General features: G+C 36.0%; 21 protein-coding genes. All 21 read left to right on the top strand.

Features of this window, described 5'->3' with window-relative positions; genetic code table 11:
* Window positions 1-68: 68 nt before the first annotated feature.
* Window positions 69-2,585: a preprotein translocase subunit SecA gene (secA, locus tag ACFQ18_RS00840; protein WP_060668032.1), complete on the top strand. Its 2,517-nt coding sequence runs from the start codon at window positions 69-71 to the stop codon at window positions 2,583-2,585.
* A gap of 68 nt (window positions 2,586-2,653) precedes the next feature.
* Window positions 2,654-3,755 (top strand): peptide chain release factor 2 gene (gene prfB, locus ACFQ18_RS00835; RefSeq protein ID WP_111014427.1). Its coding sequence is split into 2 segments (ribosomal slippage): window positions 2,654-2,725 and window positions 2,727-3,755, totalling 1,101 coding nucleotides; the frame shifts between segments, so codons are not numbered across the junction.
* A 246-nt stretch (window positions 3,756-4,001) separates the two neighbouring features.
* Window positions 4,002-4,385 carry a cytochrome c551 gene (cccB, locus tag ACFQ18_RS00830; protein ID WP_047184908.1) on the top strand — a complete coding sequence of 128 codons (384 nt, stop codon included), beginning with the start codon at window positions 4,002-4,004 and terminating at the stop codon, window positions 4,383-4,385.
* A 243-nt stretch (window positions 4,386-4,628) separates the two neighbouring features.
* The gene (ftsE, locus tag ACFQ18_RS00825; protein WP_204797642.1) at window positions 4,629-5,315 is read left to right on the top strand and encodes a cell division ATP-binding protein FtsE; all 687 of its coding nucleotides are present in this window, start codon (window positions 4,629-4,631) and stop codon (window positions 5,313-5,315) included.
* Window positions 5,305-6,198 (top strand): permease-like cell division protein FtsX, encoded by an 894-nt coding sequence (gene ftsX / locus ACFQ18_RS00820; RefSeq protein WP_047184740.1) that lies wholly within the window; start codon window positions 5,305-5,307, stop codon window positions 6,196-6,198. Before ftsE ends, ftsX begins: the two co-directional genes overlap by 11 nt.
* A 133-nt stretch (window positions 6,199-6,331) precedes the next feature.
* Window positions 6,332-7,762 (top strand): murein hydrolase activator EnvC family protein, encoded by a 1,431-nt coding sequence (locus ACFQ18_RS00815; RefSeq protein WP_047184739.1) that lies wholly within the window; start codon window positions 6,332-6,334, stop codon window positions 7,760-7,762.
* 234 nt (window positions 7,763-7,996) lie between these two features.
* Window positions 7,997-9,463, top strand: coding sequence for a S41 family peptidase (locus ACFQ18_RS00810; protein ID WP_060668035.1), 1,467 nt, complete (start codon window positions 7,997-7,999; stop codon window positions 9,461-9,463).
* A 262-nt stretch (window positions 9,464-9,725) separates the two neighbouring features.
* Window positions 9,726-10,916: a PDZ domain-containing protein gene (locus ACFQ18_RS00805; RefSeq protein WP_204797641.1), complete on the top strand. Its 1,191-nt coding sequence runs from the start codon at window positions 9,726-9,728 to the stop codon at window positions 10,914-10,916.
* Window positions 10,917-11,250: 334 nt separating this feature from the next.
* The gene (gene uvrB / locus ACFQ18_RS00800) at window positions 11,251-13,236 is read left to right on the top strand and encodes an excinuclease ABC subunit UvrB (protein WP_379565497.1); all 1,986 of its coding nucleotides are present in this window, start codon (window positions 11,251-11,253) and stop codon (window positions 13,234-13,236) included.
* A gap of 8 nt (window positions 13,237-13,244) precedes the next feature.
* The gene (uvrA, locus tag ACFQ18_RS00795; protein ID WP_204797640.1) at window positions 13,245-16,127 is read left to right on the top strand and encodes an excinuclease ABC subunit UvrA; all 2,883 of its coding nucleotides are present in this window, start codon (window positions 13,245-13,247) and stop codon (window positions 16,125-16,127) included.
* Between the two features lie 147 nt (window positions 16,128-16,274).
* Window positions 16,275-16,628: a YojF family protein gene (locus tag ACFQ18_RS00790; protein ID WP_068673049.1), complete on the top strand. Its 354-nt coding sequence runs from the start codon at window positions 16,275-16,277 to the stop codon at window positions 16,626-16,628.
* Between the two features lie 21 nt (window positions 16,629-16,649).
* Window positions 16,650-17,315 (top strand): bacillithiol biosynthesis deacetylase BshB2, encoded by a 666-nt coding sequence (gene bshB2, locus ACFQ18_RS00785; RefSeq protein ID WP_204797639.1) that lies wholly within the window; start codon window positions 16,650-16,652, stop codon window positions 17,313-17,315.
* A gap of 232 nt (window positions 17,316-17,547) precedes the next feature.
* Complete coding sequence (gene hprK, locus ACFQ18_RS00780) at window positions 17,548-18,486, top strand: HPr(Ser) kinase/phosphatase (protein WP_204797638.1); 939 nt, start codon at window positions 17,548-17,550, stop codon at window positions 18,484-18,486.
* A 13-nt stretch (window positions 18,487-18,499) separates the two neighbouring features.
* Entirely contained in the window at window positions 18,500-19,333 is an 834-nt protein-coding gene (gene lgt / locus ACFQ18_RS00775) for a prolipoprotein diacylglyceryl transferase (RefSeq protein WP_047184731.1), read from the top strand.
* A gap of 110 nt (window positions 19,334-19,443) precedes the next feature.
* The gene (locus tag ACFQ18_RS00770) at window positions 19,444-20,391 is read left to right on the top strand and encodes a nucleoside recognition domain-containing protein (RefSeq protein WP_047184730.1); all 948 of its coding nucleotides are present in this window, start codon (window positions 19,444-19,446) and stop codon (window positions 20,389-20,391) included.
* Window positions 20,366-21,004: a pyrophosphatase PpaX gene (gene ppaX, locus ACFQ18_RS00765; protein WP_047184729.1), complete on the top strand. Its 639-nt coding sequence runs from the start codon at window positions 20,366-20,368 to the stop codon at window positions 21,002-21,004. The genes ACFQ18_RS00770 and ppaX overlap by 26 nt, the downstream gene beginning before the upstream one ends.
* The gene (locus tag ACFQ18_RS00760) at window positions 21,005-21,526 is read left to right on the top strand and encodes an acyltransferase (RefSeq protein WP_047184728.1); all 522 of its coding nucleotides are present in this window, start codon (window positions 21,005-21,007) and stop codon (window positions 21,524-21,526) included. It begins immediately after the preceding gene.
* A 9-nt stretch (window positions 21,527-21,535) separates the two neighbouring features.
* Window positions 21,536-22,084: a glycerol-3-phosphate responsive antiterminator gene (locus tag ACFQ18_RS00755; RefSeq protein ID WP_084824056.1), complete on the top strand. Its 549-nt coding sequence runs from the start codon at window positions 21,536-21,538 to the stop codon at window positions 22,082-22,084.
* Window positions 22,085-22,427: 343 nt separating this feature from the next.
* Complete coding sequence (locus tag ACFQ18_RS00750; protein ID WP_047184727.1) at window positions 22,428-23,246, top strand: MIP/aquaporin family protein; 819 nt, start codon at window positions 22,428-22,430, stop codon at window positions 23,244-23,246.
* Window positions 23,247-23,261: 15 nt separating this feature from the next.
* Window positions 23,262-24,755 carry a glycerol kinase GlpK gene (glpK, locus tag ACFQ18_RS00745; protein ID WP_047184726.1) on the top strand — a complete coding sequence of 498 codons (1,494 nt, stop codon included), beginning with the start codon at window positions 23,262-23,264 and terminating at the stop codon, window positions 24,753-24,755.
* Window positions 24,756-24,978: 223 nt separating this feature from the next.
* Window positions 24,979-26,649: a glycerol-3-phosphate dehydrogenase/oxidase gene (locus ACFQ18_RS00740; RefSeq protein WP_204797637.1), complete on the top strand. Its 1,671-nt coding sequence runs from the start codon at window positions 24,979-24,981 to the stop codon at window positions 26,647-26,649.
* Window positions 26,650-26,787 lie beyond the last annotated feature (138 nt).

Here is a 26,787-nt window from a genome sequence, read left to right as displayed (position 1 = left end):
ATAAGTGCAACTAAGGCATTCGACTAAAGATCTGTCGAATGCTGAGTTTTCTAAGGGAGCGTATATATATGGCAGGATTTCTCACAAAAATTTTTGGTGATGGAAATAAAAAACAACTGAATCGAATTCAAAAAAAAGTTGATCAAATAGAAGCTCTAGAACCCCAAATTGAAAAATTATCAGATGATGAACTAAAAGAAAAAACGACGGAATTTAAGGAACGTTTTCAAAATGGCGAAAGCTTGGATGATTTGCTTGTGGAGGCTTTCGCTGTTGTTCGAGAGGCAGCTAAACGAGTATTAAACATGCGGCCGTTTCCTGTGCAATTAATTGGTGGTATAGCCATCCATGAAGGTAATATTGCGGAAATGAAAACAGGGGAAGGTAAAACACTTGCCTCTACTTTGCCAGCGTATTTAAATGCACTGGAAGGTAAAGGTGTCCATATTATTACAGTGAACGATTATTTAGCTGATCGTGACTCGAAACAAATGGGAGAGCTTTTTGAATTTCTCGGCTTAACTGTTGGATTAAATACAAACGGGTTATCTAAAGAGGAAAAACGTGAAGCATATGAATGTGATATTACGTATGGTACAAATAACGAATTTGGATTTGATTACCTACGTGATAATATGGTGCTTTATAAAAATCAAATGGTTCAACGGAAACTTAATTTTGCCATAATCGATGAGGTCGACTCCATTTTAATCGATGAAGCAAGAACACCATTAATTATTTCAGGTTCGGCTAAAAAGTCAGCAACTTTATACCAACAAGCTAATAGCTTTGTCGTTACTCTCAAAGAGGACGACTATACGTATGATGAGAAGACAAAAGGTGTTCAATTAACGGAAGAGGGTATTAATAAAGCTGAGGGATTCTTCCATATTGAGAATTTATTTGATTTAAAAAATGTTTCTCTAATTCACCACATTAATCAGGCTTTAAAGGCACATGTTTCCATGCATCGTGATGTGGATTATATGGTGCAAGAAGGGGAAGTAGTCATTATTGATTCCTTTACTGGCCGATTAATGAAAGGTCGTCGTTATAGTGATGGATTGCACCAAGCGATTGAAGCAAAAGAAGGCTTACAAATCCAAAATGAAAGTATGACACTAGCTTCTATCACTTTCCAGAATTTCTTCCGAATGTATAATAAACTAGCGGGGATGACTGGTACGGCGAAAACGGAAGAAGAAGAATTTAGAAATATTTATAACATGGATGTAATTGCGATACCAACGAATAAACCTATTATCCGTGATGACAGACCGGACCTTATTTATAAATCAATGGATGGAAAATTCCGTGCTGTGGTTGAGGACATTAAGGCAAGACATAAAGAAGGACAGCCCGTTTTAGTAGGTACGGTTGCGGTAGAGACATCTGAATTAATTTCGAATTACTTGAAAAAAGCTGGAATTAAACATGATGTTTTAAATGCTAAAAACCACTTTAAAGAAGCGGAAATCATTGAGCATGCTGGTCAAAAAGGAGCAGTTACTATTGCAACAAATATGGCTGGTCGTGGTACGGATATTAAACTAGGTGAAGGTGTCTTGGAATTAGGCGGTCTTGCTGTTATTGGTACAGAACGTCATGAATCTCGCCGAATTGATAACCAGTTACGTGGTCGTTCTGGACGTCAAGGTGATCCTGGGGTGACTCAATTTTATCTTTCTATGGAAGATGAATTAATGCGACGTTTCGGTTCGGACAATTTGAAGAGCATGATGGAACGTTTAGGAATGGACGACTCTCAACCAATCGAAAGTAAAATGGTATCACGTGCTGTGGAATCTGCACAAAAACGAGTGGAAGGTAATAACTTTGATGCCCGTAAACAAGTTCTTTCTTATGATGACGTATTAAGGGAACAACGTGAAATTATCTATAAACAACGTTTTGAGATAATTGATACAACAGAGAATATGCGTGAAATTATTGAGAATATGATGAAATCTACCATTGACCGTATTGTATCTACGCATACTCAAGATAATGATGAAGATAATTGGGACTTACAAGCGATTGTCGATTATGCTCATGGTAACTTAATGGATCCAGAAGATGTTTCTATTAACGACCTAAAAGGAAAAGAAAGTGACGAAATCTCAGAAATTTTATTAGAAAAAGCGAAAGAAAAATACAATCAAAAATCTGAAGAGTTACCACCAGATCAATTCCAAGAGTTCCAAAAAGTGATTGTATTACGTACAGTTGATACAAAATGGATGGATCATATTGACCAAATGGATCAACTTCGTCAAGGTATCCATTTACGAGCTTACGGACAAAACGATCCTTTACGTGAGTATCAACTCGAAGGATTCCATATGTTTGAAGATATGGTAGCAAGTATTGAAGAGGAAGCTGTCAAATATATTCTAAAAGCTCAAATACGTGAAAACCTCCAACGTGAAGAGGTAGTAAAAAATACCCAAGCTGTTTCAGGTGGAAGCGAAGAAAAGAAAAAAGTAAGAAAACCATACGTGAAAAAGGTTAATGTTGGTCGTAATGACCCTTGTCCTTGTGGAAGTGGTAAGAAGTATAAAAACTGCCACGGTAAAAATGAATAATTGTAGAAAGCACTCCTTTTCCATTAAAGGAGTGCTTTCCTACTTAAATTTAACAAGAGGTGAATGAGATGGAATTAATTGAAATTAGACATGAATTAGACAAAATAGCTTCAAGAATTGAAGATTTTAGGGGGTCTCTTTGACTTAGATTGGAAAAGGGAAAGAGTTAAAGAGTTGGAACAAATGATGACAGAACCGGATTTCTGGGATGATCAAAACGCTGCGCAAAAGGTGATCAATGAATCCAATAACTTGAAAAACTACATTAGCAGTTTTGAGGAAATAGAAGAACGATATGAGGATATGGAAGTATCGTACGAGTTAGTTAAAGAAGAAAAAGATCAAGAACTTTTTGATGAACTAAATGAAGAAATGACAACTTTTTTAAATGATATTAATGACTTTGAATTACAACTTTTACTTAATGAACCATATGATGCGAATAATGCCATCTTAGAACTCCATCCAGGTGCTGGTGGTACAGAATCACAAGACTGGGCTAGTATGCTTTTAAGAATGTATCAGCGTTGGGCAGAAGATAAAGGATATAAAGTGGAGACATTGGATTATTTACCGGGTGAAGAAGCTGGGGTTAAAAGTGTAACATTGCTCATTAAAGGACATAATGCCTATGGATATTTGAAAACCGAAAAAGGCGTACATCGTTTGGTACGTATTTCTCCATTTGATTCATCAGGAAGAAGACATACTTCATTCGTTTCTTGTGATGTGACTCCAGAAATGGATGATGATGTAGACATTGAAATTAAACCAGAAGAAATAAAAATTGACACGTATCGTGCAAGCGGTGCAGGTGGTCAGCATGTTAATACGACCGATTCAGCTGTTCGTATTACACACATTCCTACCAATACAATTGTTACGTGCCAAAATGAACGATCACAAATTAAAAACCGTGAAGCAGCGATGAAAATGTTAAAATCCAAGTTGTATCAATTAGAAATTGAAAAACAACAAGAAGAACTTGCGTCGATTCGTGGGGAACAAAAAGAAATCGGTTGGGGAAGCCAAATTCGCTCTTACGTATTCCACCCATATTCTATGGTAAAAGACCACAGAACCAATACAGAAATTGGAAACACTCAAGCAGTAATGGACGGGGAGATAGATCCATTTATTGATGCTTATTTAAGATTACAGATAAATTAATGGAGGATAAAAGTTAATTCAAAAGTCAAGGTATTGGCCGTTGAATTAGCTTTTTTCAGTAGGAGGATATCATTTCCCCCCCCTTCCATTATTTCATAAATTTGCCATAATTATCCAAAAGCCTTGGTGATGCTGGATTACAACAAAAATTCTAGAAAAGTATTATGGTTGAGTACTTTTAAAAAAAATGGATACGGGTATAATAACCAGTGAAGTACTTTATATTGATAGGAGGATGAAAACATGATGAAAAAATGGTTATTAGCCATTATTTTCGGTACAGTATTAACACTTGCAGCTTGTGGTGGAGCAGGCAATGATAACAATGACAACGAGCCACCTGCAAATGATAATGCTGCTGAAGAACAAGATAAAGGGGATACAAACGGAGCTGGCGAAGCAGTTGACACTGCGGCAGGTGAAGAAGTGTTTGCGAACAACTGTGCAATGTGTCATGGTGCTGATTTATCTGGTGGAGCTGGTCCAGATTTAACAAATGTTGGATCTAAATACTCTGCTGATGAAATTAAAGATATCGTTCAAAACGGTAAAGGACAAATGCAGCCACAGAAACAAGTTACAGGTGATGATTTAGATAACTTGGCAAATTGGTTAGCAGAAAAAAAATAAATTATCATAAAAAAGCTTGTCGTGTAGATAAGCTTTTTTCTTCTCTTTAAAAATCCTATCATAGAGACATAAACTGACAATTATTACCAACTACTTACAAATGAAATACAAATGTAATAATTTTATACCTAAACTTTTCGTCGAAAAATGATATAATGTAAAAGACTTGTTGAAAAAGAGTGTCTAATAAAAATATTTTTCGACATTATTTGAAAATCAAAAAATTATAAAGGTGATTTTAAAATGATCTTAATGAAAGATGTATATAAAACCTATGCAAATGGGGTAACAGCACTTAGTGGTGTAAATGTTAAAATAGATCAAGGTGAATTTGTATATGTTGTTGGCCCGAGTGGCGCTGGGAAGTCAACATTTGTTAAATTAATTTTTAGAGAAGAAAAGCCATCGAGTGGCCAAATTTTTATAAATGATATTAATCTCTCGGAATTAAAGGAGAGGAAAATACCTTATTTACGAAGAAATATCGGCGTAGTATACCAAGACTTTAGACTTCTTCCAAAACTAACAGTCTATGAAAATATCGCTTTTGCCTTAGAGGTAATAGAAGAATCTCCGCGTAATATTCGTAATCGTGTAATGGATGTTTTAGATGTTGTTGGACTAAAAAATAAAGCTAAATCGATACCAGATGAACTATCAGGTGGTGAACAACAACGTGTATCCATTGCTCGTGCCATTGTAAATCGTCCAAAGATTGTAATTGCTGATGAGCCTACAGGAAATTTAGATCCCGAAACGTCACTAGATATTTTGAAAACTTTCGAATCCATTAACGAAGGTGGTACCACTGTGATTATGGCGACCCATAGTAAATCAATTGTGAACCAATTTAAGAAGCGGGTTATTGCAATTGAGGATGGAATTATCGCTAGAGACGAACAACAAGGAGAATACGGATATGAAGTTTAGAACATTTTTAAGACATATACGAGTAGGGTGTAGCAACATCTTTCGTAATGGCTGGATGACGGTGGCTTCAGTAGGTGCCGTTACTACTACCCTTATTCTAGTTGCAGTATTTCTTGCGCTAATCTTGAACTTAAATGAAATGGCAAAGAACATTGAAGATGATGTTGAAATTCAAACGTTAATCGATCATACAGCGAATGAAAAAGATGTACAGAGTCTAGGAAAGCAAATTGAAGAAATTAACGGAGTGGATACGGTTTTCTTCTCTTCCAATGACGATGAGTTAAATAAACTCATTAAAGGTATGGGAGAAGAAGGAGAAGCATGGAAATTATTAGAACAGGACAATCCACTTAACCATGCCTTTATTGTTAGAGCAAAGAATCCACAAGATACGGAAAAGATTGCAGATCAAATTAAAGATTTGGACCATGTGGAGGAAGTTGTTTTTGGACAAGAAGTTGTGGAACAGTTATTCAAGTTTACTAAGTATGCAAGAACCATTGGAGTTGTACTCATTATTGCATTAGTGTTTACAGCTATATTCCTCATTTCTAATACGATTAAAATTACTATTATGGCACGTAGTAAAGAGATAGGAATTATGAAATTAGTAGGTGCAACGAATTGGTTTATTCGCTGGCCGTTTTTTATTGAGGGTATGCTTCATGGTGTGCTTGGTTCGATTATACCAATCGCACTCATCTTGGTGGGGTACCATTATGTAGAAGATGCAGTAGCAAATCAAGTGTCATTTAACTTTGTTGAGGTACTACCGTATAATCCATTTGCATGGCAACTTTCCTTACTAATTATAGCAATAGGTGCCATTATTGGTATTTGGGGAAGTGTTATGAGTATTCGCAAATACCTTAAGATTTGATAGACTTTAAGATCTCAAGCCAATCCCCTCTATTTAAATAGAGGGGAACATAAGGCTTAGTGCATTATACATAGATCATGTTTCATTAACAATTCCATATTAAGGTTAATTTTTATGGGGAAGGAAGATTGAAATGAAGAAGGCATTATCATGTGCGTTAATCGGAACCTTAGTAATATCATTAAGTCCGATTCAACAAGCATCGGCACAATCCATTGAAGATTTAAATAAGGAAATTGAGAATTTAGAGAAAGAACAAAATACTAAACAAAATGAAACGAACGAATTAGAGAAAAAACAAAACGAGATGGAAAACAAAATAAATGATAATAAAGCCGAGCAAAACAAGACGCAATCCGATATAAATAATATTGATCAGAAATTAACAGATACAAGAAATAAGATAGATGCCAAAGAGAAACAAATAGATGCAACGAATAAAGAAATTGAAGATTTAACAAATCGAATCGAAGAACTAAAGAAAGAAATTAAAGACTTAGAAGAAAGAATCGAAAAAAGAGATAAGTTACTAAAAGACAGATTACGTTCCATTCAACAAAATGGTGGAGAAATGCCATACATAGAAGTGATTTTTGGTTCACAAAGTTTCGGAGACTTTATTAGTAGATCAATTTCTGTTAATAAAATAATGGATTCTGATAAAGAAATAATGGATCAACAAAAGAAGGATAAAGCAACTTTAGAAGCTGCAAAAATAGAAGTGGAAGATAAAAAGGAAAAAATTGAAACTGAAAAGGCAAACTTAGAGGCCCAGAAGAAAGAATTAGAATCTTTAAAACAAGATTTAGATAAGCAAATAGCACAAAAAGAAAAGATTATGGAAAAATTGGAAGAGGAACATAATCATCTTGAGGAATATAAGATATCTATAGAAGATGAAAAACAAATTTTGGCAAATCAAGCTGCTGCTGCCGCTAAAGCGAAGGAAATAGCAGAAAGTGAAAAAGGTAAATTAGAACAAGCTGCTAGAGAGCAAGAAGAAAAGGCTAGAAAAGAAGCAGAGGCTGCTGCAGCCGCTAAGAAGCAAGCTAGTGAAAATAATAATACTTCATCATCTAGTTCAGATTCTAAATCAAGTTCTACATCCAGTCCATCACAGTCTACACCGGAAGTTACCACACAAAGTGGTGGTGGAAATGGAACGTTTTCTTGGCCAACATCAGGTACGATCAGTTCTACTTATGGTCATAGATGGGGTAAACTTCACAGAGGTATAGATTTTGCTGTGTCAGTAGGAACTCCAGTTAAAGCAGCTGCACCTGGTGTTGTTATTCAAACAAATACAGAGCATGGTCCTGGGATGAATGGATATGGAAATGTAATCCTAATTGCGCATTCTATAAATGGTGAAACCTACACAACATTATATGCTCATTTAAGTTCTATGGCTGTATCATCTGGAGATGTTGTTAGTGCTGGACAGGTAATTGGTAATTCTGGTAATACTGGCCATTCAACTGGTCCACATTTACATTTTGAAATTCATAAAGGTGGATGGAATGGCGATGCTAACGCTAAGGATCCAATGAACTATCTACCTTAAATAAAAAAGAAGACATTGCTCATCACGAGCAGTGTCTTCTTTTTTATTTACTGATTTAAAGACCCAGTAGTGTATGCAATCGTTAATAAATGAAATTACTTTGTTATAGTTTTTCTAATAGTAAAATGCAATATAACGTGTTATGCTTTTTTTAGCAGATAAGAAGGGGTTTGAAAATGAAAAGCTGTTCGTTATACAATGGTTAAAAGTTAACTAAAATATTGAGGTGGAAAAATGAGACTTAAAAATTCGCATATTATCCTCATTTTAGTTGGGGCTTTACTTTTAGGTGGTATTGGTGCTTACACTGGTGTGAAGTTGGCTCAAGCGAATGATGATGGTAAGGGGCAAACATCCATTACGGATTCTGTTCTTTTCGGTAAAAAAGGAGCTCAGTCCGATCAATTGCCTAAGGATATGGAAAAAGTAGCACAGGCTTTTGCGCTGATTCAAGATAATTATATTGAAGATATTGATGATAAGCAGTTAACCGAGGGAGCAATTGAGGGAATGCTTGCCACTTTAGAGGATCCACATAGCTCTTATTTAGATGTTGAAATGATGGATCAGTTCAATGAACAAATTGAATCATCCTTTGAAGGTATCGGTGCAGAAGTAAGTATGGTAAATGGTGTTGTTACGATTGTAGCGCCTATAAAGGATTCCCCAGCAGAAAAAGCGGGAATGCGACCGAATGATGAAGTGCTTTCCGTTGATGGGGAAAGCTTAGAAGGATTAAATCTAAATGAAGCTGTAGCTAAAATTCGCGGAGAAAAAGGATCAAAAGTAGTACTAGAAATAAGACGTGCTGGGGCTAAAGATCCTTTTGATTTGACGATAACTCGTGATGAAATCCCGGTTGAAACAGTATATAATAAAATAGAAACGGTCGATGGGAAGAAAACAGGTATAATCGAGATTACGAATTTTTCTGAGCATACATATACCGAATTTAAAGAACAATTGGATACGTTGGAAGATAAAGGGATAGAAGGTTTAATCATTGACGTTAGAGGTAATCCTGGAGGACTCCTAAATGTAATTGAGGAAATATTATCCTTATTCGTACCGAAAGATATCCCATATATTCAGATTGAGGATGCAAATGGTAATAAAGAGCCATATTACTCTAATCTTGATGAGAAAAAATCTTATCCAATTAGTGTCTTAATTGATGAAGGTAGTGCGTCTGCTTCGGAAATATTGGCCGTAGCGATGAAGGAATTAGGTTATGATATAGTTGGTCATACTAGTTATGGTAAAGGAACGGTTCAACAAGCTATTCCTCTTGGAGATGGAAGTTCTTTAAAACTTACTACAAACAAATGGCTGTCTCCAAAAGGTAAATGGATCAATGAAGTTGGGGTAGAACCAACTATCGATGTAAGTCAACCTGATTATTATTATACGAATCCAATTTCACTTGAAAAACCTTTACAATACGATCAAACCAATGAAGCAATTGGAAATATGCAAACAATGTTGAGTGGGTTAGGTTATGATACAAGTCGTACAGATGGTTACTTCAATAAGGAAACGGAAAAAGCAGTGAAACAGTTCCAAGCAGACAATAAATTGGATGCAACAGGAAAGGTCGATGAGAATACTGCAGGTCTTATTGAAGCTAAAGTAATAGAACATATTCGAAATGGTGAAGATGATCAACAATTGAAAAAGGCATTAGAAGAAATATATAAATAATGTTAGAAAATAAAATCCGTGGGAAACCACGGATTTTATTTCATTTTTTTGTTATACTTCAATTAGAGTATGATGCAGAAAATACATTTATTTATCCTACCTCAAGATTTTGGGGAAACAAAGAAGTAGGTGGGAGATCAACTGTCCGTAATGGTCCGATAAGTGCGACTAACCATTAGTGGGGATGAAGGAAACCCTCCACGGATGGAAGTCTCCTTAATCGAATATATTTTTAAATGCATCTTGTTGGAAGGTGATGAACTTGATAGAAGATTGGTTCATGGAAGTGTTAAAAGGAATTGGAAGGTTCTTCTTAAATCCTCTTGTATATTGGTCTATTTTATTAGTTGTTTTTTCTGGCTATAAACGCATTAAAGATGAACGCCTTGATTTCGGTTCTAAAGTTTTTGATATTTTTTCTGAATGGAAAGGCACGCACTTGATTGCAATTGTTTCTGGTATAATCATTTCGGTTATTACTTTAGGGACAGGTATGGTTATTAACTATGAGACTATCATTTTACTATGTATATTAACTATTCTATTAAGTATAACAATGCGCTTTACGCTGCTTTCACCGATATACACGATAGGTATTACTTACTTATTGTTTTTATTTTTGCCATTCGTATCGAAAGACTTAGAGTTATTCGGTATGTCCTTTACAATGGAAACAAACTTTACCGTATTATCTATTTTATTAGGTTTATTTTTAATTGTAGAGGCGATTTTAATTAAAAGCATAAAACGAAATCGAACTTTTCCAAGCCTATCATTAAGTAGACGAGGAATTTGGGTAGGTCAGCACCGATTAAAAAGAATGGCTGTCATTCCATTTTTTATGCTAATTCCTACTGGCAATATTTTTCCTATTGAGCCTTACTGGCCAGTTGTTTCTTTAGGTGATCAAAGTTTTGGCATCGTACTTATTCCTTTTATTATTGGGTTTGACTATATTGCAAAAGGCCACATGCCAAAACAAGCCGCGGAGAAACTTTCGAAATATATTATGTTACTAGGATTTGGGATTGTTGCCATTGCAGTAGGTGGAATCTTCATACATTGGTTGTCCTTTGTTGCATTAATTGTAGCCATTTTAGGAAAAGAATATATTCATTATCGTTATAGATACGGCGATAAAGTAAGATTACCTTATTTCCATCCAGAAAATGCTGGGCTTAAAATTGTAAGTGTTATTCCTGGTACTCCCGCTGAACGAAGTGGAGTTCTAGTCGGAGAAATCATCGCAAAGGTAAACGGAATTAAGGTAAATAATGTTCATCAATTTTATCTAGCCTTACAAAATAGTGGAGCCTACTTTAAATTAGATGTTTTAGATGATAACAAAGAAGTAAGGTTTGTACAGGGCGCCTATTATGAAGGGGAACATCATGAATTGGGATTATTATTTTCTGAGAAACCTCACAAAGAAAAGATGAAAAAGGTAAATTAATGAATAGCTTAAGAGCCTGCTAAAGCTCTTCATGCTATTAGACTTCTATCGTGGATAGGGGTCTTTTTTTGATACATGGGGCTCGTTGGCTAAAATGTTAATTTATCTCATTTAAGTAAGACCCTCACCACAAGCTTCAGGGAAACAAAGAAGGGAGAGGCAGATCCAAATTCCCGTAAAGTACCTCTGTCCTCATTGTCTCCTTATTTTCCCTGCAAATTATGGATAAAATAGTAAAGCGTTAATACTTATGAATCGAATATTTGTTCGTGCTATGTTAAAATATGAAGCAGATATGATAGAATATAGGGAAAGAAGAACGGAGGCGGACATTTTGGATAATAATAAGTTTGAATTAGTATCTAAGTATAAACCAGCAGGGGACCAACCAAATGCAATTAAAGAAATAACGGAAAAAGTGTTGGCTGGTCAACGACACCAAACTTTATTAGGTGCAACAGGTACTGGTAAAACATTTACGATGTCCAATGTAATAAAAGAAATTAATCGTCCAACATTAGTGATTGCTCACAATAAAACACTTGCAGGACAATTATATAGTGAATTTAAGGAGTTTTTCCCCAATAATGCAGTGGAGTATTTTGTTAGCTACTATGATTATTATCAACCTGAGGCATATGTCCCTTCGACAGATACATTTATTGAAAAAGATGCAAGTATTAATGATGAAATAGATAAATTACGGCACTCTGCCACATCGTCTCTTTTTGAAAGAAATGATGTATTAATAGTAGCAAGTGTGTCTTGTATATATGGTTTAGGCTCACCAGAAGAATACCGTAGTCAAGTACTTTCCCTTCGTATGGGGATGGAAAAAGATCGTGATCAATTGCTCCGAGAATTAGTGGATATTCAATACGCTAGGAATGATATTGAGTTCGGGCGCGGAACATTTCGGGTTCGGGGGGATTCGGTTGAAATTATTCCTGCATCTAGAGAAGAACATTGTATTCGTGTTGAGTTCTTTGGGGATGAAATAGACCGAATTAGAGAAGTTGATGCTTTAACGGGAGAAATAGTTGGTGATAGAGAACATATTGCTATTTTCCCTGCTTCCCACTTCGTTACGAGAGAAGAAAAAATGAAATTGGCTATAGCTAATATTGAAAAAGAGTTAGAAGAAAGATTGAAAGAATTACGCGATGACAACAAACTATTAGAAGCACAGAGGCTAGAACAACGTACCCATTATGATTTAGAAATGATGCGGGAAATGGGTTTTTGTTCAGGGATTGAAAACTATTCTAGGCATTTGACTTTAAGAGAAGCAGGTGCAACACCATATACATTGCTCGATTATTTTCCAGAGGATTTCCTAGTTGTTATTGATGAATCCCATGTTACGTTGCCGCAAATAAGGGGAATGTATAATGGGGACCAAGCTAGAAAACAAGTACTTGTGGATCACGGTTTTCGTTTACCATCTGCTTTGGATAACCGTCCTTTAAAATTCGAGGAATTTGAAGAGAAAACACATCAACTTGTTTATGTTTCTGCAACACCTGGGCCATATGAGTTAGAACATTCTCCAGAAATGACGGAGCAAATAATTCGCCCAACCGGATTATTGGATCCGAAAATAGAGGTACGTCCAATTGAAGGACAAATTGATAATTTAATTAAGGAGATAAATCAACGAATTGATAAAAATGAACGTGTCCTTGTAACAACTTTAACGAAAAAGATGTCAGAGGATTTAACCGATTATTTGAAAGAAATCGGGATGAAGGTTGCCTACTTACATTCAGAAATTAAGACATTAGAGCGAATTGAGATCATACGTGATTTACGAATAGGAAAATATGATGTACTAATTGGAATTAACTTACTTCGTGAAGGACTTGATATTCCAGAAGTTTCGTTAGTTGCTATCTTAGATGCGGACAAAGAAGGATTCCTTCGTTCTGAACGATCCTTAATCCAAACAATTGGTCGTGCGGCACGTAATGCAAATGGAGAAGTTATTATGTATGCAGATAAAATAACGGATTCGATGCAGAAAGCAATTGATGAAACTGGGCGACGTCGGGAAAAACAGATGGCATATAATGAGGAACATAACATCGTACCAAAAACGATTAAGAAAGAAGTACGTGATGTGATTCGTGCAACAATGGTTGCAGAGGATACCGAAAAATATGATAGTAAGTCTAAAGCAATAGAGAAGTTACCGAAGAAGGAAAAGGAAAAAGTGCTTGAACAAATGGAAAAGGAAATGAAAGAGGCAGCAAAAGCGCTTGATTTCGAAAAAGCTGCTGAACTCCGTGATATTATTTTTGAGCTGAAAGCGGGAGCGTGATTTCAAATATGTCTACGAATAAAACGATACAAATAAAGGGAGCAAGGGCCAATAATTTAAAAAACATTGATATTAATATCCCGAAAAATCAACTTGTAGTGGTTACAGGATTATCTGGTTCGGGAAAATCTTCGCTCGCTTTCGATACAATCTATGCAGAAGGCCAACGTCGATATGTTGAATCCCTATCTGCCTATGCAAGACAGTTTTTAGGCCAAATGGATAAACCAGATGTCGATTCGATTGAAGGTTTATCCCCAGCAATTGCAATAGATCAAAAAACTACAAGTCGTAATCCAAGGTCAACGGTTGGAACAGTTACAGAGATTTATGACTATTTACGTCTTTTATTTGCTAGAGTGGGGCACCCAACATGCCCAAAACACGGAATCGAAATAGCATCACAAACTGTTCAACAAATGGTTGATCGAATCATAGAGTATCCAGAGCGAACCAAAATGCAGATCCTTGCTCCGGTTATTTCTGGAAAAAAAGGTGAACATAAAAAAGTTCTAGAGAAGTTGAAAAAAGAAGGCTATGTCCGAATTCGTGTAGACAAAGAAATGCGTGAAGTAACAGAAGACATAGCACTGGAAAAAAACAAAAAGCATTCGATTGAAGTGGTTATTGATCGTGTAGTTGTAAAACCAGGTATAGAAGGAAGATTGAGTGATTCCATTGAAACAGCATTGAAATTGGGTGAAGGAAAAATCATTGTTGATGTGATTGGAGAAGAAGAATTAACTTTTAGTGAAAATCATGCCTGCCCTATTTGTGGTTTTTCCATTGGAGAATTAGAACCACGTTTATTTTCATTCAATAGTCCATTTGGTGCTTGTACTGCTTGTGATGGACTTGGTACAAAACTAGAAGTAGACATCGATTTAGTAATCCCTGATTGGAATAAAACATTAAATGAAAATGCGATTGTTGCTTGGGAACCTATTAGTTCACAATACTATCCACAATTACTGAAAAGTGTTTGCAAGCATTATAATATTGACATGGATACCCCAGTAAAAGATTTGCTAAAAGAACAAATGGATAAAGTGTTATATGGAAGTGGAACTGAAAAAATTCATTTCCACTATGAAGGTGAATTTGGAAACATTAGGGATACCGATATTTACTTTGAAGGTGTTATGAACAACATTGCGAGACGTTACAAAGAAACGAGCTCTGACTTTACAAGGGATACACTACAGAAATATATGACGGAAAAAAAATGTCCTAAATGTAAAGGACACCGATTGAAACAAGAAGCATTAGCGGTATTAATTAATGGGTTACATATTAGCAATATAACCGATTATTCTATCAAGGAAGCAACGGAATTCTTTAAGAAAGTAGATTTCACGGAGAAAGAAAAACAAATTGCAAAAATGATTTTAAAAGAAATTAATAATCGTTTATTGTTCCTTGTCAATGTAGGATTGGATTATTTAACGATGTCTCGTGCTGCAGGTACTTTATCTGGTGGAGAAGCACAACGTATTCGATTAGCTACTCAAATTGGATCCGCATTAACCGGAGTGTTATATGTGCTAGACGAACCATCTATTGGATTACATCAAAGAGACAACGACCGTCTTATAAGTACGTTAAAACAGATGCGTGATTTAGATAATACGTTAATCGTAGTAGAGCATGATGAAGATACCATGCTTGCTGCGGATTGGTTAATCGATATAGGCCCTGGAGCTGGGGAATATGGTGGTCAAGTCATAGCAAGTGATACACCGGAAAACGTAATGAAACACGAAAATTCACTTACTGGTAAATATTTATCAGGAGAAAAGTTTATCCCACTTCCTACGAGCAGGAGAAAAGGAGATAAACGAAAACTTGAAGTTATTGGTGCGTCAGAGAATAATTTGAAAAATGTATCTGCAAAAATACCGATCGGATTAATGACCGTAGTTACCGGAGTTTCAGGTTCAGGTAAGAGTACATTGGTAAATGAAATTATTTATAAATCGCTAGCGAAAGAATTGAACAGAGCCAATATAAAAGCCGGGGAACATAAGGAAATCAAGGGATTAGATAATCTTGATAAAGTGATTAATATTGACCAGTCACCGATAGGAAGAACACCACGTTCCAACCCAGCAACATATACGGGGGTTTTTGACGATATTCGTGATGTGTATGCACAAACAAATGAAGCAAAAGTAAGAGGTTATAAAAAAGGACGATTCAGTTTTAATGTTAAAGGTGGGCGTTGTGAAGCTTGCCGAGGAGACGGAATTATTAAAATTGAGATGCACTTCTTACCAGATGTTTACGTTCCTTGTGAGGTTTGTCATGGGAAACGATACAATCGTGAAACATTAGAAGTGCAATATAAAGGAAAAAGTATTTCAGACGTTTTGGATATGCGAATTGAGGAAGCATTGGAATTTTTTGCACCTATCCCCAAAATCAAACGAAAACTCCAAACATTAGTTGATGTTGGATTGGGGTATGTTCAATTAGGACAACCTGCAACTACGTTATCTGGTGGAGAAGCCCAACGTGTGAAGTTAGCAAGTGAACTCCATAAACGATCAACAGGTAAAACTTTCTATATCTTAGATGAACCTACAACAGGTTTACATGTTGATGATATTAAGCGACTACTATCTGTTTTACAACGCATCGTAGAAAACGGGGATTCCATCTTAATTATTGAACACAATCTGGATGTTATTAAATGTGCCGATCATATTATTGACTTAGGCCCTGAAGGTGGAGATCGTGGTGGGCAAATTATTGCAACTGGAACACCAGAGGAAATTGCAGAGGCATCTGATATTTCTTATACCGGTCAGTACCTTAAAACAGTACTAGAAAGAGACCAAAAACGTATGGAAGAACTAATTACCGAAAAAGAGAAAATTAGTACGAAATAAAAGTGGAAGCACCAAACAGCCCGAATATATGATCCTTAAGAACGAGGAGTGTATTTCGGGCTACAATCTATTTTAAACAAACCAAATTTTTGACTGTATTTTGTTCTTCCGTTACAGTTAAAAAGAGAAAGAATTGGAGGAACAAAAATGAAACCAATTGAATTGGAAAAAGTTCAAAAAATAATAGATGGATTTAAAAATAAAGAAGTATATGTCCATTTGGAAACAACAAATGGTGCATACGCGAGTCATATTAATAAAAAAGCATACAATGTTGGTGCATACATACGAAATGCGAAAGTTTCCTTTAACCAAGCGAAAATTGTAGGAAATGGAAAGTCATATCGTGTCGGTCTTAAAATGGAAATGGGATGGATTTATGCAGAAGGTCTAACGGATTGGACCATTCATGAAGATTCTAAATTATTAATGGCCGGTCATGATAGAGAAGGACGTTTAATGGTTTCCCTACAGATTAGTGAAACACCATTTAGCTATTAAGTGAAGGAAGGAACGTTAACTATGGAAAAACACGTTGTTGTTATTTACCCACATCCAGATGATGAATCATTTGGAGCAGCAGGGACCATTGCAAAATTTCGAGAAGAAGGTGTGCCCGTTACATACTTATGTGGAACACTTGGAGAAATGGGAAGAAATATGGGATCCCCTATATTTGCAAACCGCGAGACATTACCTGAAATTAGAAAAAAAGAACTAATAGATGCATGTGAAGTTCTGGATATGAATTTAGAAATGTTAGGTTACCGCGATAAAACAATTGAATTCGAAGACCGAAACCAAATTGCATTAGATTTAAAGTCATATTTAGATAAAATTAAGCCTAGTCTAGTTATCACGCATTATCCAGACTATGCAGTTCACCCGGATCATAATGCATTAGGTGCAGCTGCCATTGAAGCTGTTCGCCTAATGAATCCTGAAGATCGACCAACCGTTTGGGCTCAAGCTATATCCAATGATTATGAAGAGGTACTAGGAAAGCCTGAAATCGAAAATGATATAACGGCTATTTTTGATAAGAAAATCGATGCAATATTCGCACATGCTTCTCAAGCACAAGGTGTTCTAGGGCAACGAAGAGACGAAGCAAGTGCCAATATTGATTTGAAAGAAATTGCAAAACAGAACATGGGAATAGAAAGATTTTATATATGGAAGTTTTAAGAATAAAGGAACCTACTTATGTTAGGTTTCTTTTTTTAGCAAGAAGTTATAATGAACTTCTTGTCCTGGGATCCAATTAACCGTCCCACCGTAAAGATTTGTAAAGCGCAACTAAGGTAATCGCCTAGCCCAATCGCGTGTGCTAGTTTTAATCAAAAAAATCTAGTAGGTGTATTGCCTATATTTTTTTATGCTATAATATTAGCAGTTATTATTGAAGGAGGCTACCTGAATGGGTGCAATAGTACGCACAAAAGATCTACTGGATAATTTTAATCTAACTCTAGTTGCAGGGGAAGATGGTATACATAGAGAAATTATTACAAGCGACATATCTCGTCCAGGAATCGAAATGACTGGCTATTTTAAATATTATCCTAAAGAGCGTTTACAGCTTATTGGAAAGACAGAAATGACATATTTTCTTGAATTGTCACCTGAACAGAGAAAAGACCGAGCAGAAAAATTATGTACAGACATTACTCCATGTATTGTCATTTCCCGTGGTATGAAAGTTCCAGAGGAGTTAATCAAAGCTGCAGATCATGCAGGAGTACCTATTTTACTTTCGCCTAGAAAAACGACTAGGGTCACCAGTCGGTTAACAAACTATTTGGAAGCAAAATTTGCACCATTTACAGCCGTACACGGTGTTTTAGTTGATATTTATGGGGTAGGTGTACTCATTACTGGACAAAGCGGTGTTGGAAAAAGTGAAACTGCCCTTGAATTGGTTAAGAGGGGCCACCGTTTAGTTGCAGATGATAGTGTAGAAATTAGACAGGAAGATTATGACACCTTAGTTGGAACTTCTCCACCATTAATTGAACATATGCTCGAAATACGTGGATTGGGAATTATAAATGTCATGACCTTATTTGGAGCCGGGGCAGTCCGTAATTATAAAAAGATTGCTTTAGCCGTCAATTTGGAAATTTGGGATGATAAGAAACAGTACGACAGACTCGGTTTAGATGAGGATAAAATGAGAATAATGGACGTAGATTTACCTAAGGTAACGATACCAGTACGTCCGGGCCGAAATCTTGCTGTAATTATCGAAGTGGCAGCAATGAATTTCCGATTGAAAAATATGGGTGTAAATGCTGCAGAAGAATTTTCAGATCGATTAACCCAAATGATTGAACTTGAAAAAGATATTTCAGAATAAGTGAGGTTTAAAAATGATCTTAACTGCACCATTAAATAGAGTATTTATAGAAATTGGCCCGTTAACCATTTATTGGTATGGGGTAATCATTGCAGTAGGTGCTGGATTGGGACTATGGCTAGCTATGAAAGAAGCGGATCGCCTTGGTCTAAATAAAGAACTGCTAATCGACTTCATTGTTTATGCGGTACCTATAGCGATTATTTGTGCAAGAATTTATTATGTTACGTTTGAATGGAGTGAACGTTACGCGAATGGTCCATTCTGGAAAGTGTTTGCAATTTGGGAAGGCGGTATAGCTATTCATGGTGCTATTATTGGGGGAGTATTAACTGCAATCGTCTTTTCGCGTGCTAGGAAGATACCTTTTTGGCAATTGGCTGATATCGTAGCTCCAAGTTTGATTCTCGCTCAGGCAATTGGACGTTGGGGAAATTTTATGAACCAAGAAGCTCATGGTGGCCCACTCCCTGATGGGTCCATTATTTATGATATTGTCCCGGATTTTATTATAAATCAAATGACAATTAATGGGGTTACCTACCATCCAACATTTTTGTATGAATCATTGTGGAACATTTTAATCTTTGTTTTACTTATTATATTAAGAAGATACAATCCATTACGTGGGGAAGTATTCTTAACGTATGTCATTGGCTATTCGATTGGACGCTATTTTATCGAGGGTATGAGAACGGATAGTTTATATGTTATTGGTGAATGGAGAACAGCCCAAATAGTTTCTGTCATTGCTATTGTTACAGCAATTCTATTGATCATTTACCGACGAAAAACGACAACTATCAGATACAATGATATTCCCAATAATAAAAAGAAAAAAGGTTAGAGTACTTGGCATTCGTCAAGCTTTTAGGCGAATGCCTTAATTGCACTTCATACAAATCTTTTAAGGAAGAAAAAATAAATGGATTAACATTAACGTAAAGGAGATTGCGTATGACAGGTATTTTAAAACGCGGTTTTATACAAGGATTAATAACCGGATGGACATTAGGGAAGGTAATCTTTCCAGTTACATTAATTGTTACCATTTTACAGTTTACTCCTTTACTCCCATGGCTAATCAATATATTAGAGCCGGTGATGGGCCTTATAGGTTTATCAGGAGAGGCAGCAGTTCCTTTAGTGCTTGGGAACTTTTTAAATTTGTACGCAGGAATTGGGGCAATTATTTCGTTTGATTTTACTGTAAAAGAAGTATTTATTATGGCTATGATGCTTTCGTTCTCTCATAATTTACTCATTGAATCTGCTGTAGCTACTAAAGTTGGAATTAAATGGTGGATTATTGTCAGTATCCGTCTTGGGTTAGCGGTACTTTCTGCGGTTATTATCAACTTGTTTTGGAGTGGTGGATCACAAGCTGCACAATATGGGTTTATAGCGGCAACAGAGGAACCTAATGGATGGGGCGAAATCATCTTCCATGGTATACAAACTTCAATTTTGGCGATTATTCAATTAGCTGCAATCGTGATACCATTAATGATTTTCACGCAGATATTACGTGAAAAAGGGTGGTTAAATAAATTATCCAACGCTTTTGCTCCTTTCATGAAAGTGCTTGGAATGAACAAGAATACATCAATGACGATGGTAGCAGGGCTTACAATAGGCTTAGCATATGGAGCAGGTTTAATGATTCAGGCGGTGAAAGAGGATGGGGTATCTAAGAAAGATATGTACTTAGCGATTATATTTCTTGTTTCATGTCATGCAGTAGTTGAAGATACGTTGGTTTTTATCCCATTAGGAATCCCGGTCTGGCCACTGTTAGTAATTCGATTGACTACAGCAATCCTTTTAACTATGTGTGTTGCTTTAGTTATGAATAAACATTCTAGAAAGGAAAGAGAAAATGAGCATACATACCATACTATTTGATTTAGACGGAACATTAATTGATACAAATGAACTAATCATTGCTTCTTTTACCCATACGTTTAAACATTATAATTTACCTTATACAAGAGAGGAAATTATAGAGTTTAATGGACCACCATTAAGGGAAACTTTTTCAAACATTGATAAAGACCGTGTGGAAGAAATGATCGATGTTTATCGAGAACATAACTTAAGGGAACACGATCATTATGTAAAGGCTTTTCCGAATGTAGTAGAAGTATTAGATATACTTAAAGAAAAAGGCTTCCAGCTAGGGATTGTGACAACGAAAATGAACGATAGTGTCCATCGCGGACTTAGTATAGTAGGTATAGAAGATTATTTCGATACAATCGTGACACTTGATGATGTTTCACATTCCAAACCACATCCTGAACCTGTGATGAAGGCGATGAAACAATTAGATGCAGATTCAACAACGACATTAATGGTTGGAGATAATTCTCACGATATTGAAGCAGGTAAAAATGCGGGAGTGAAAACAGCAGGAGTGGCATGGTCCTTTAAAGGAAAAGAGCGGTTAATGAAGTATAATCCAACTTATATGTTAGAAGATATGCGTGATTTATTAAAAATCGTAGGAGTCGAATAAATGCGTAAAACGAAGCGATACCCAGTACAGAATTCAAATTCCTTATGGCAAATATATCAAACGATTTCTTTCTTTAAAGTATTTAAAAATACGGTTGTTATCATTATTGGAAGATATACCCCGTTTATGCGTTTAAAGAACTGGATGTACCGCATGTTGTTGCATATGAAAATTGGCGATAAAACAGCCTTTGCCTTTATGGTTGTCCCAGACATTATGTATCCCGAAAAAATCACGGTCGGTAAAAATAGTATTATCGGATATAACTCAACTATTTTAGCGCATGAATATTTAATTGATGAATATCGTGTGGGAGAGGTCATCATTGGTGATGAAGTTATGATCGGAGCAAATTCTACCATTCTTCCTGGAGTGACCATCGGCGACCGTGCCATTGTCTCTGCAGGATCAGTTGTTCATAAAGATGTCCCTGAAGGTGCATTCGTTGGAGGGAACCCAATGAAAATTATTTATACAAAAGAGGAAATGGAAAAAAGAAAAGTTAGCTTAAGAGAAGAGTAGGTGAAAAGGTTGGAAATTCCTACTGGTATTATACCAGCAGTAAGAAAAATGAAAGAATTTGAATTAGCCATTGAGACACCATTTGACACAGTTGTTTTTTTAGAAACTAGAATTAGTCAATTGAAGAGTATGATACATTATGCGAAAAAGGCAAATAAAAATGTGCTTGTTCATTTTGATTTAATCCATGGCCTAAAGTCAGATGACTATGGAATGGAATTTTTGGTACATGAAATGAAACCAGATGGTATTTTATCTACCAGAGGAAATGTGGTTACGTTAGCAAAAAAACACCAATTATTAGCGATTCAACGTATGTTTTTGTTAGATAGTATCGCACTTGAAAATAATTTGAAATTGATTAATCGTATTAAACCCGATTGTGTTGAGGTGCTTCCAGGTATCATGCCAAGCATCATTAAACAAATTTATGATAAAACAAATCTTCCTATCATAGCGGGAGGGTTAGTAACAAGCTCAAATGATGTAAAGGCAGCGTATGATGCAGGAGCAATTGCTGTTTCAACTTCAAGAAAGAATTTATGGCATTTATCATAATAAGAAATAATATTTTATCATTGACAACGTTTTCAGTGTGTAGTAACATCTAAACATAAGTTAATATTGTGACGGAGAAATGGAGTCCCACACGTTTATCGTACTTTTATAAAAAAAGGGTATGAATAATTAGTGTGGGCTCTTTTTATTTCACGTTAGGGAAATTTAGCAAGCGACGCTAACATTTTAACGTTTCAAGTAAAACAAAAGGATTAATAAGTTCAATCTTTATATTTCTCTGTAGGAAAAACATTATGGATTCGTTAAAGGACGAGTGAATAAAGTTTTTCAAAATAACATAACTTGCTTATAGATACATCTAAGAAACGGAGGTATGGTAGAAATGTCAGAATTTCTGGCTGAACTTATAGGAACTATGATCGTTATTATTTTCGGTGGAGGTGTCGTAGGTGGTGTAGTATTAAAAAAGACGAAAGCCGAGAATTCTGGTTGGGTAGTGGTTACCATTGGCTGGGGTCTTGCTGTGACAATGGGGGTTTATGCAGTAGGTAAATTTACTGGTGCCCATATCAATCCTGCTGTAACATTAGGGTTTGCAGCAGCTGGTGAATTCCCGTGGGCAAAGGTCCCACTTTATATTACAGCACAAATGATTGGTGCATTTATTGGAGCGGTTATTGTTTTTCTAAACTATTTGCCACATTGGAAGGCAACAAAGGATAAAGGAGCGAAATTAGGAGTGTTCGCAACAGATCCAGCAATACGAAGCCCTCTATCCAATTTGGTTAGTGAGATAATTGGTACATTTGTCTTAATGATGGGACTGATGTTTATTGGTGCAAATGAAATTACAGAAGGATTAAATCCGATTATTGTTGGTGCTTTAATTGTAGCAATTGGAATGTCATTAGGTGGTACAACGGGATACGCAATTAACCCGGCTCGTGACCTAGGACCGAGAATTGCTCATGCAATTCTACCGATACCAGGGAAAGGTAAATCGGACTGGGGGTATGCTTGGGTTCCTGTCTTTGGTCCAATAATTGGTGGTGTTTATGGCGCCCTATTTTATAATGCGATATTTCTAGGGAATTTTTCCGTGATGTTCTGGGTATTAAGTGTTTTTGTAGCCTTAATAGTAATTGTCGCTGCAAATATTGAATTGAAAAAGAAAGAAATAATATCAGCTAAAAACAATTAGTTAGGAGTGTAGCAAATGAGTGAGAAGTTTATTTTATCTTTAGATCAAGGTACAACAAGTTCACGTGCAATATTATTTAATCATAATGGAGAAATAGTTCAGACAGCACAAAAAGAGTTTGAACAATTTTTTCCGCACCCTGGTTGGGTTGAACATGATGCCAATGAGATTTGGACAAGTATTTTAGCATGTATTTCTGACGTATTACGAAAAGCAGATGTGTCAGCTTCACAAGTTGCTGGGATTGGAATTACGAACCAAAGAGAAACTGCAGTAGTATGGGATAAGAATACAGGTAAACCAATTTATCATGCAATCGTTTGGCAATCGCGACAAACAGAAGATATTTGTAAAGAGCTAGCTGATCAAGGCTATCAAGATATCATTCGGAAAAAAACTGGGTTATTAATCGATCCATATTTTTCAGGCACAAAAGTAAAATGGATACTTGATCATGTGGATGGAGCTAGAGAGAAGGCCGAAAATAATGAGTTAATGTTTGGTACAATTGACACTTGGCTTATATACAAACTTTCTGGTGGAAAGGTGCATGTAACTGATTACTCTAATGCTTCCAGAACATTAATGTATAATATTTATGATTTAAAATGGGATGAGGAATTATTAGATATTTTAACGGTTCCAAAAAGTATGCTGCCAGAAGTACATCAGTCTTCAGAAATCTATGCTAAAACCGTGGATTATCATTTCTTTGGCCAGAAGGTTCCAATAGCAGGAATTGCCGGTGACCAACAAGCAGCATTATTTGGCCAAGCGTGCTTTGAAAAGGGAATGGCTAAAAATACGTATGGAACAGGTTGCTTTATGCTAATGAATACAGGTGAAAAAGCCGTTGTATCCGAAAAGGGGCTATTAACAACATTAGCTTGGGGAATTGATGGGAAGATAGAATACGCATTAGAAGGAAGTATTTTTGTTGCTGGTTCCGCTATACAATGGCTACGGGATGGGTTGAGAATGATTAAATCTAGCCCACAAAGTGAAGCATATGCAAAGAGTGTTGAATCTACGGACGGAGTATACATGGTTCCGGCATTTGTTGGACTAGGTACTCCATACTGGGATAGTAATGCAAGGGGGGCCGTATTTGGCTTAACTCGTGGAACAACAAAGGAGCATTTCATCCGTGCTACGTTGGAATCTCTAGCGTATCAATCAAAAGATGTCCTAAATGTTATGATTTCTGAATCAGGCATGGATCTAAAAACGCTACGTGTTGATGGTGGTGCTGTTGCAAATGATTTCTTGATGCAGTTTCAAAGTGATATTCTAGGTGTTCCGGTTGAACGACCAGCTATACAAGAAACCACCGGTCTAGGAGCAGCATATTTAGCTGGTTTAGCTATAGGATTTTGGGAAGATAAAGATGAGATTGCTAAACAATGGAAAAATGAACGTACTTTTACAAATCAAATGAATGAAGAAGATAGGAATAAATTGTATTCCGGATGGAAGAAAGCAGTGGAAGCAACTAGAGTATTTAAGTAATTTAGAAGTATATAGGTGTAGTAAAGACTTTTAAGTACCAAATATAAGAGAAATTGCTGTTGAATGTTATATCAAATGGTGCTATACTAATGGTAAGTTAATAATCTGCTCGGAGAGATGGAGAACCGCAAGCAACTAATGCAATGGCATTAGTCTGTTTGTGGTTCTTTTTTTGGGTAGAGTTTTTCAAAATTGGTAATACTACCTATAAGGAGTGTAGACAATGAATAACTTTTCAAGCTATAAACGTGAAGATATATTTCATAATCTAGAAAAAGAAAAATTAGATCTTTTAGTAATTGGTGGTGGGATTACTGGAGCAGGAATTTCATTGGATGCTGTAACAAGAGGATTAAAAACGGGACTAGTTGAGATGCAAGATTTCGCTGCAGGTACTTCAAGTCGTTCCACGAAACTTGTTCATGGTGGTCTTCGTTATTTAAAACAATTTGAAATAAAAATTGTAGCCGAAGTTGGGAAAGAAAGAGCGATTGTTTATGAAAATGGGCCACATGTAACAACACCAGAATGGATGATGCTCCCATTTCATAAAGGTGGCACATTTGGTCCGTTTACAACAAATATTGGACTTCGGGTTTATGACTTTCTTGCTGGCGTAAAAAAACAAGAACGTCGAAAAATGTTAAGCGCGGATGAGGCGTTGAAAAAAGAACCACTAGTAAAAGACCAAGGCCTAAAAGGTGCAGGGTATTATGTGGAATATAAGACAGATGATGCCCGATTAACCATTGAAGTAATGAAAAAAGCCGTTGAAAAAGGTGTCCATGCAATAAATTATGCAAAAGTAGTGGAATTACTTTACGATGGATCTAAAAAAATAATTGGTGTAGTTGTGGAAGACCAAATTACTGGTGAAAAACATGAGGTATTTGCGAAAAAGGTAATTAATGCAGGTGGACCATGGGTAGATAATTTAAGAGAAATGGATGGATCTAAAAAAGGAAAAGCATTACATTTAACAAAAGGTGTTCATTTAGTAATACCAAAAGAAGTTTTTCCACTTAAACAGGCGATATATTTTGACACTCCTGATGGTCGGATGGTTTTTGCAATACCGCGTGAAAATAAAACATATGTCGGAACAACGGATACAACCTATCAGGGTGATATTGCACATCCACAAATAACAGACAAGGACAGAGATTATTTACTTGAGGCAATAAACTATATGTTCCCATCACTGAATATAGGACCAAATGATATTGAATCAAGTTGGGCTGGATTACGGCCGTTAATTGCGGAAGAAGGTAAAGGTAATAGTCCGAGTGAAATCTCTAGGAAAGATGAAATCTTTATCTCAGATTCTGGACTTATATCCATGGCAGGCGGAAAATTAACCGGATATCGGAAAATGGCGGAACAAGCTGTCGACACAGTCGTAAAACAATTAAAGGAAGAAGAAGGAATACTTTATCCTGAATCTGATACAGAAAAAATGCCGATATCTGGTGGAGACATAGGTGGTTCTAAAGGGTTCGACCGTTTTAAAGAGCAAAAAGTTAGAGAAGGAATAAACTTAGGTTTAGATAAGGAAACTGCATTAAAACTTGTTCAAAAATATGGTACAAATGTAGATTTAGTTTTTGATGTATATCAAAACCGCTCTGAGGAAGCTAAGGAGGAAAATATCGACCCTGACGTGTTCGCAATGATTGTTTATGGAATTGAACATGAATTAGTTTATAAACCTATTGACTTTTTCATCCGGAGAACAGGTGCATTGTTCTTTGATATAAATTGGGTGCATCAACATAAAGAAACTGTCATCAATTATATGGAAAAAGTTCTAAAATGGAGTAAGGAACAAAAGGAAGTGTACACCAAAGAATTAGATCAATTACTTTATGAAGCTGTACACCCAATAAAGGAATAATGTCTCTTTACCTAAATCCAAATCTAAAAGGGCAGCCGTTATGGCTGTCCTTTTAGATTTGTAACACCAAGTATTCGAAAAGGCTTAAATGATTATCCAAGAACTAGGTATATATTTAGAAGATTATATATGGTATAC

It is taken from the genome of Oceanobacillus caeni (assembly GCF_042678465.1).
GTDB lineage: Bacteria > Bacillota > Bacilli > Bacillales > Amphibacillaceae > Oceanobacillus > Oceanobacillus caeni.
Note: the sequence above shows the minus strand (reverse complement) of the source record. Positions and strands in the feature narration are given on the sequence as shown.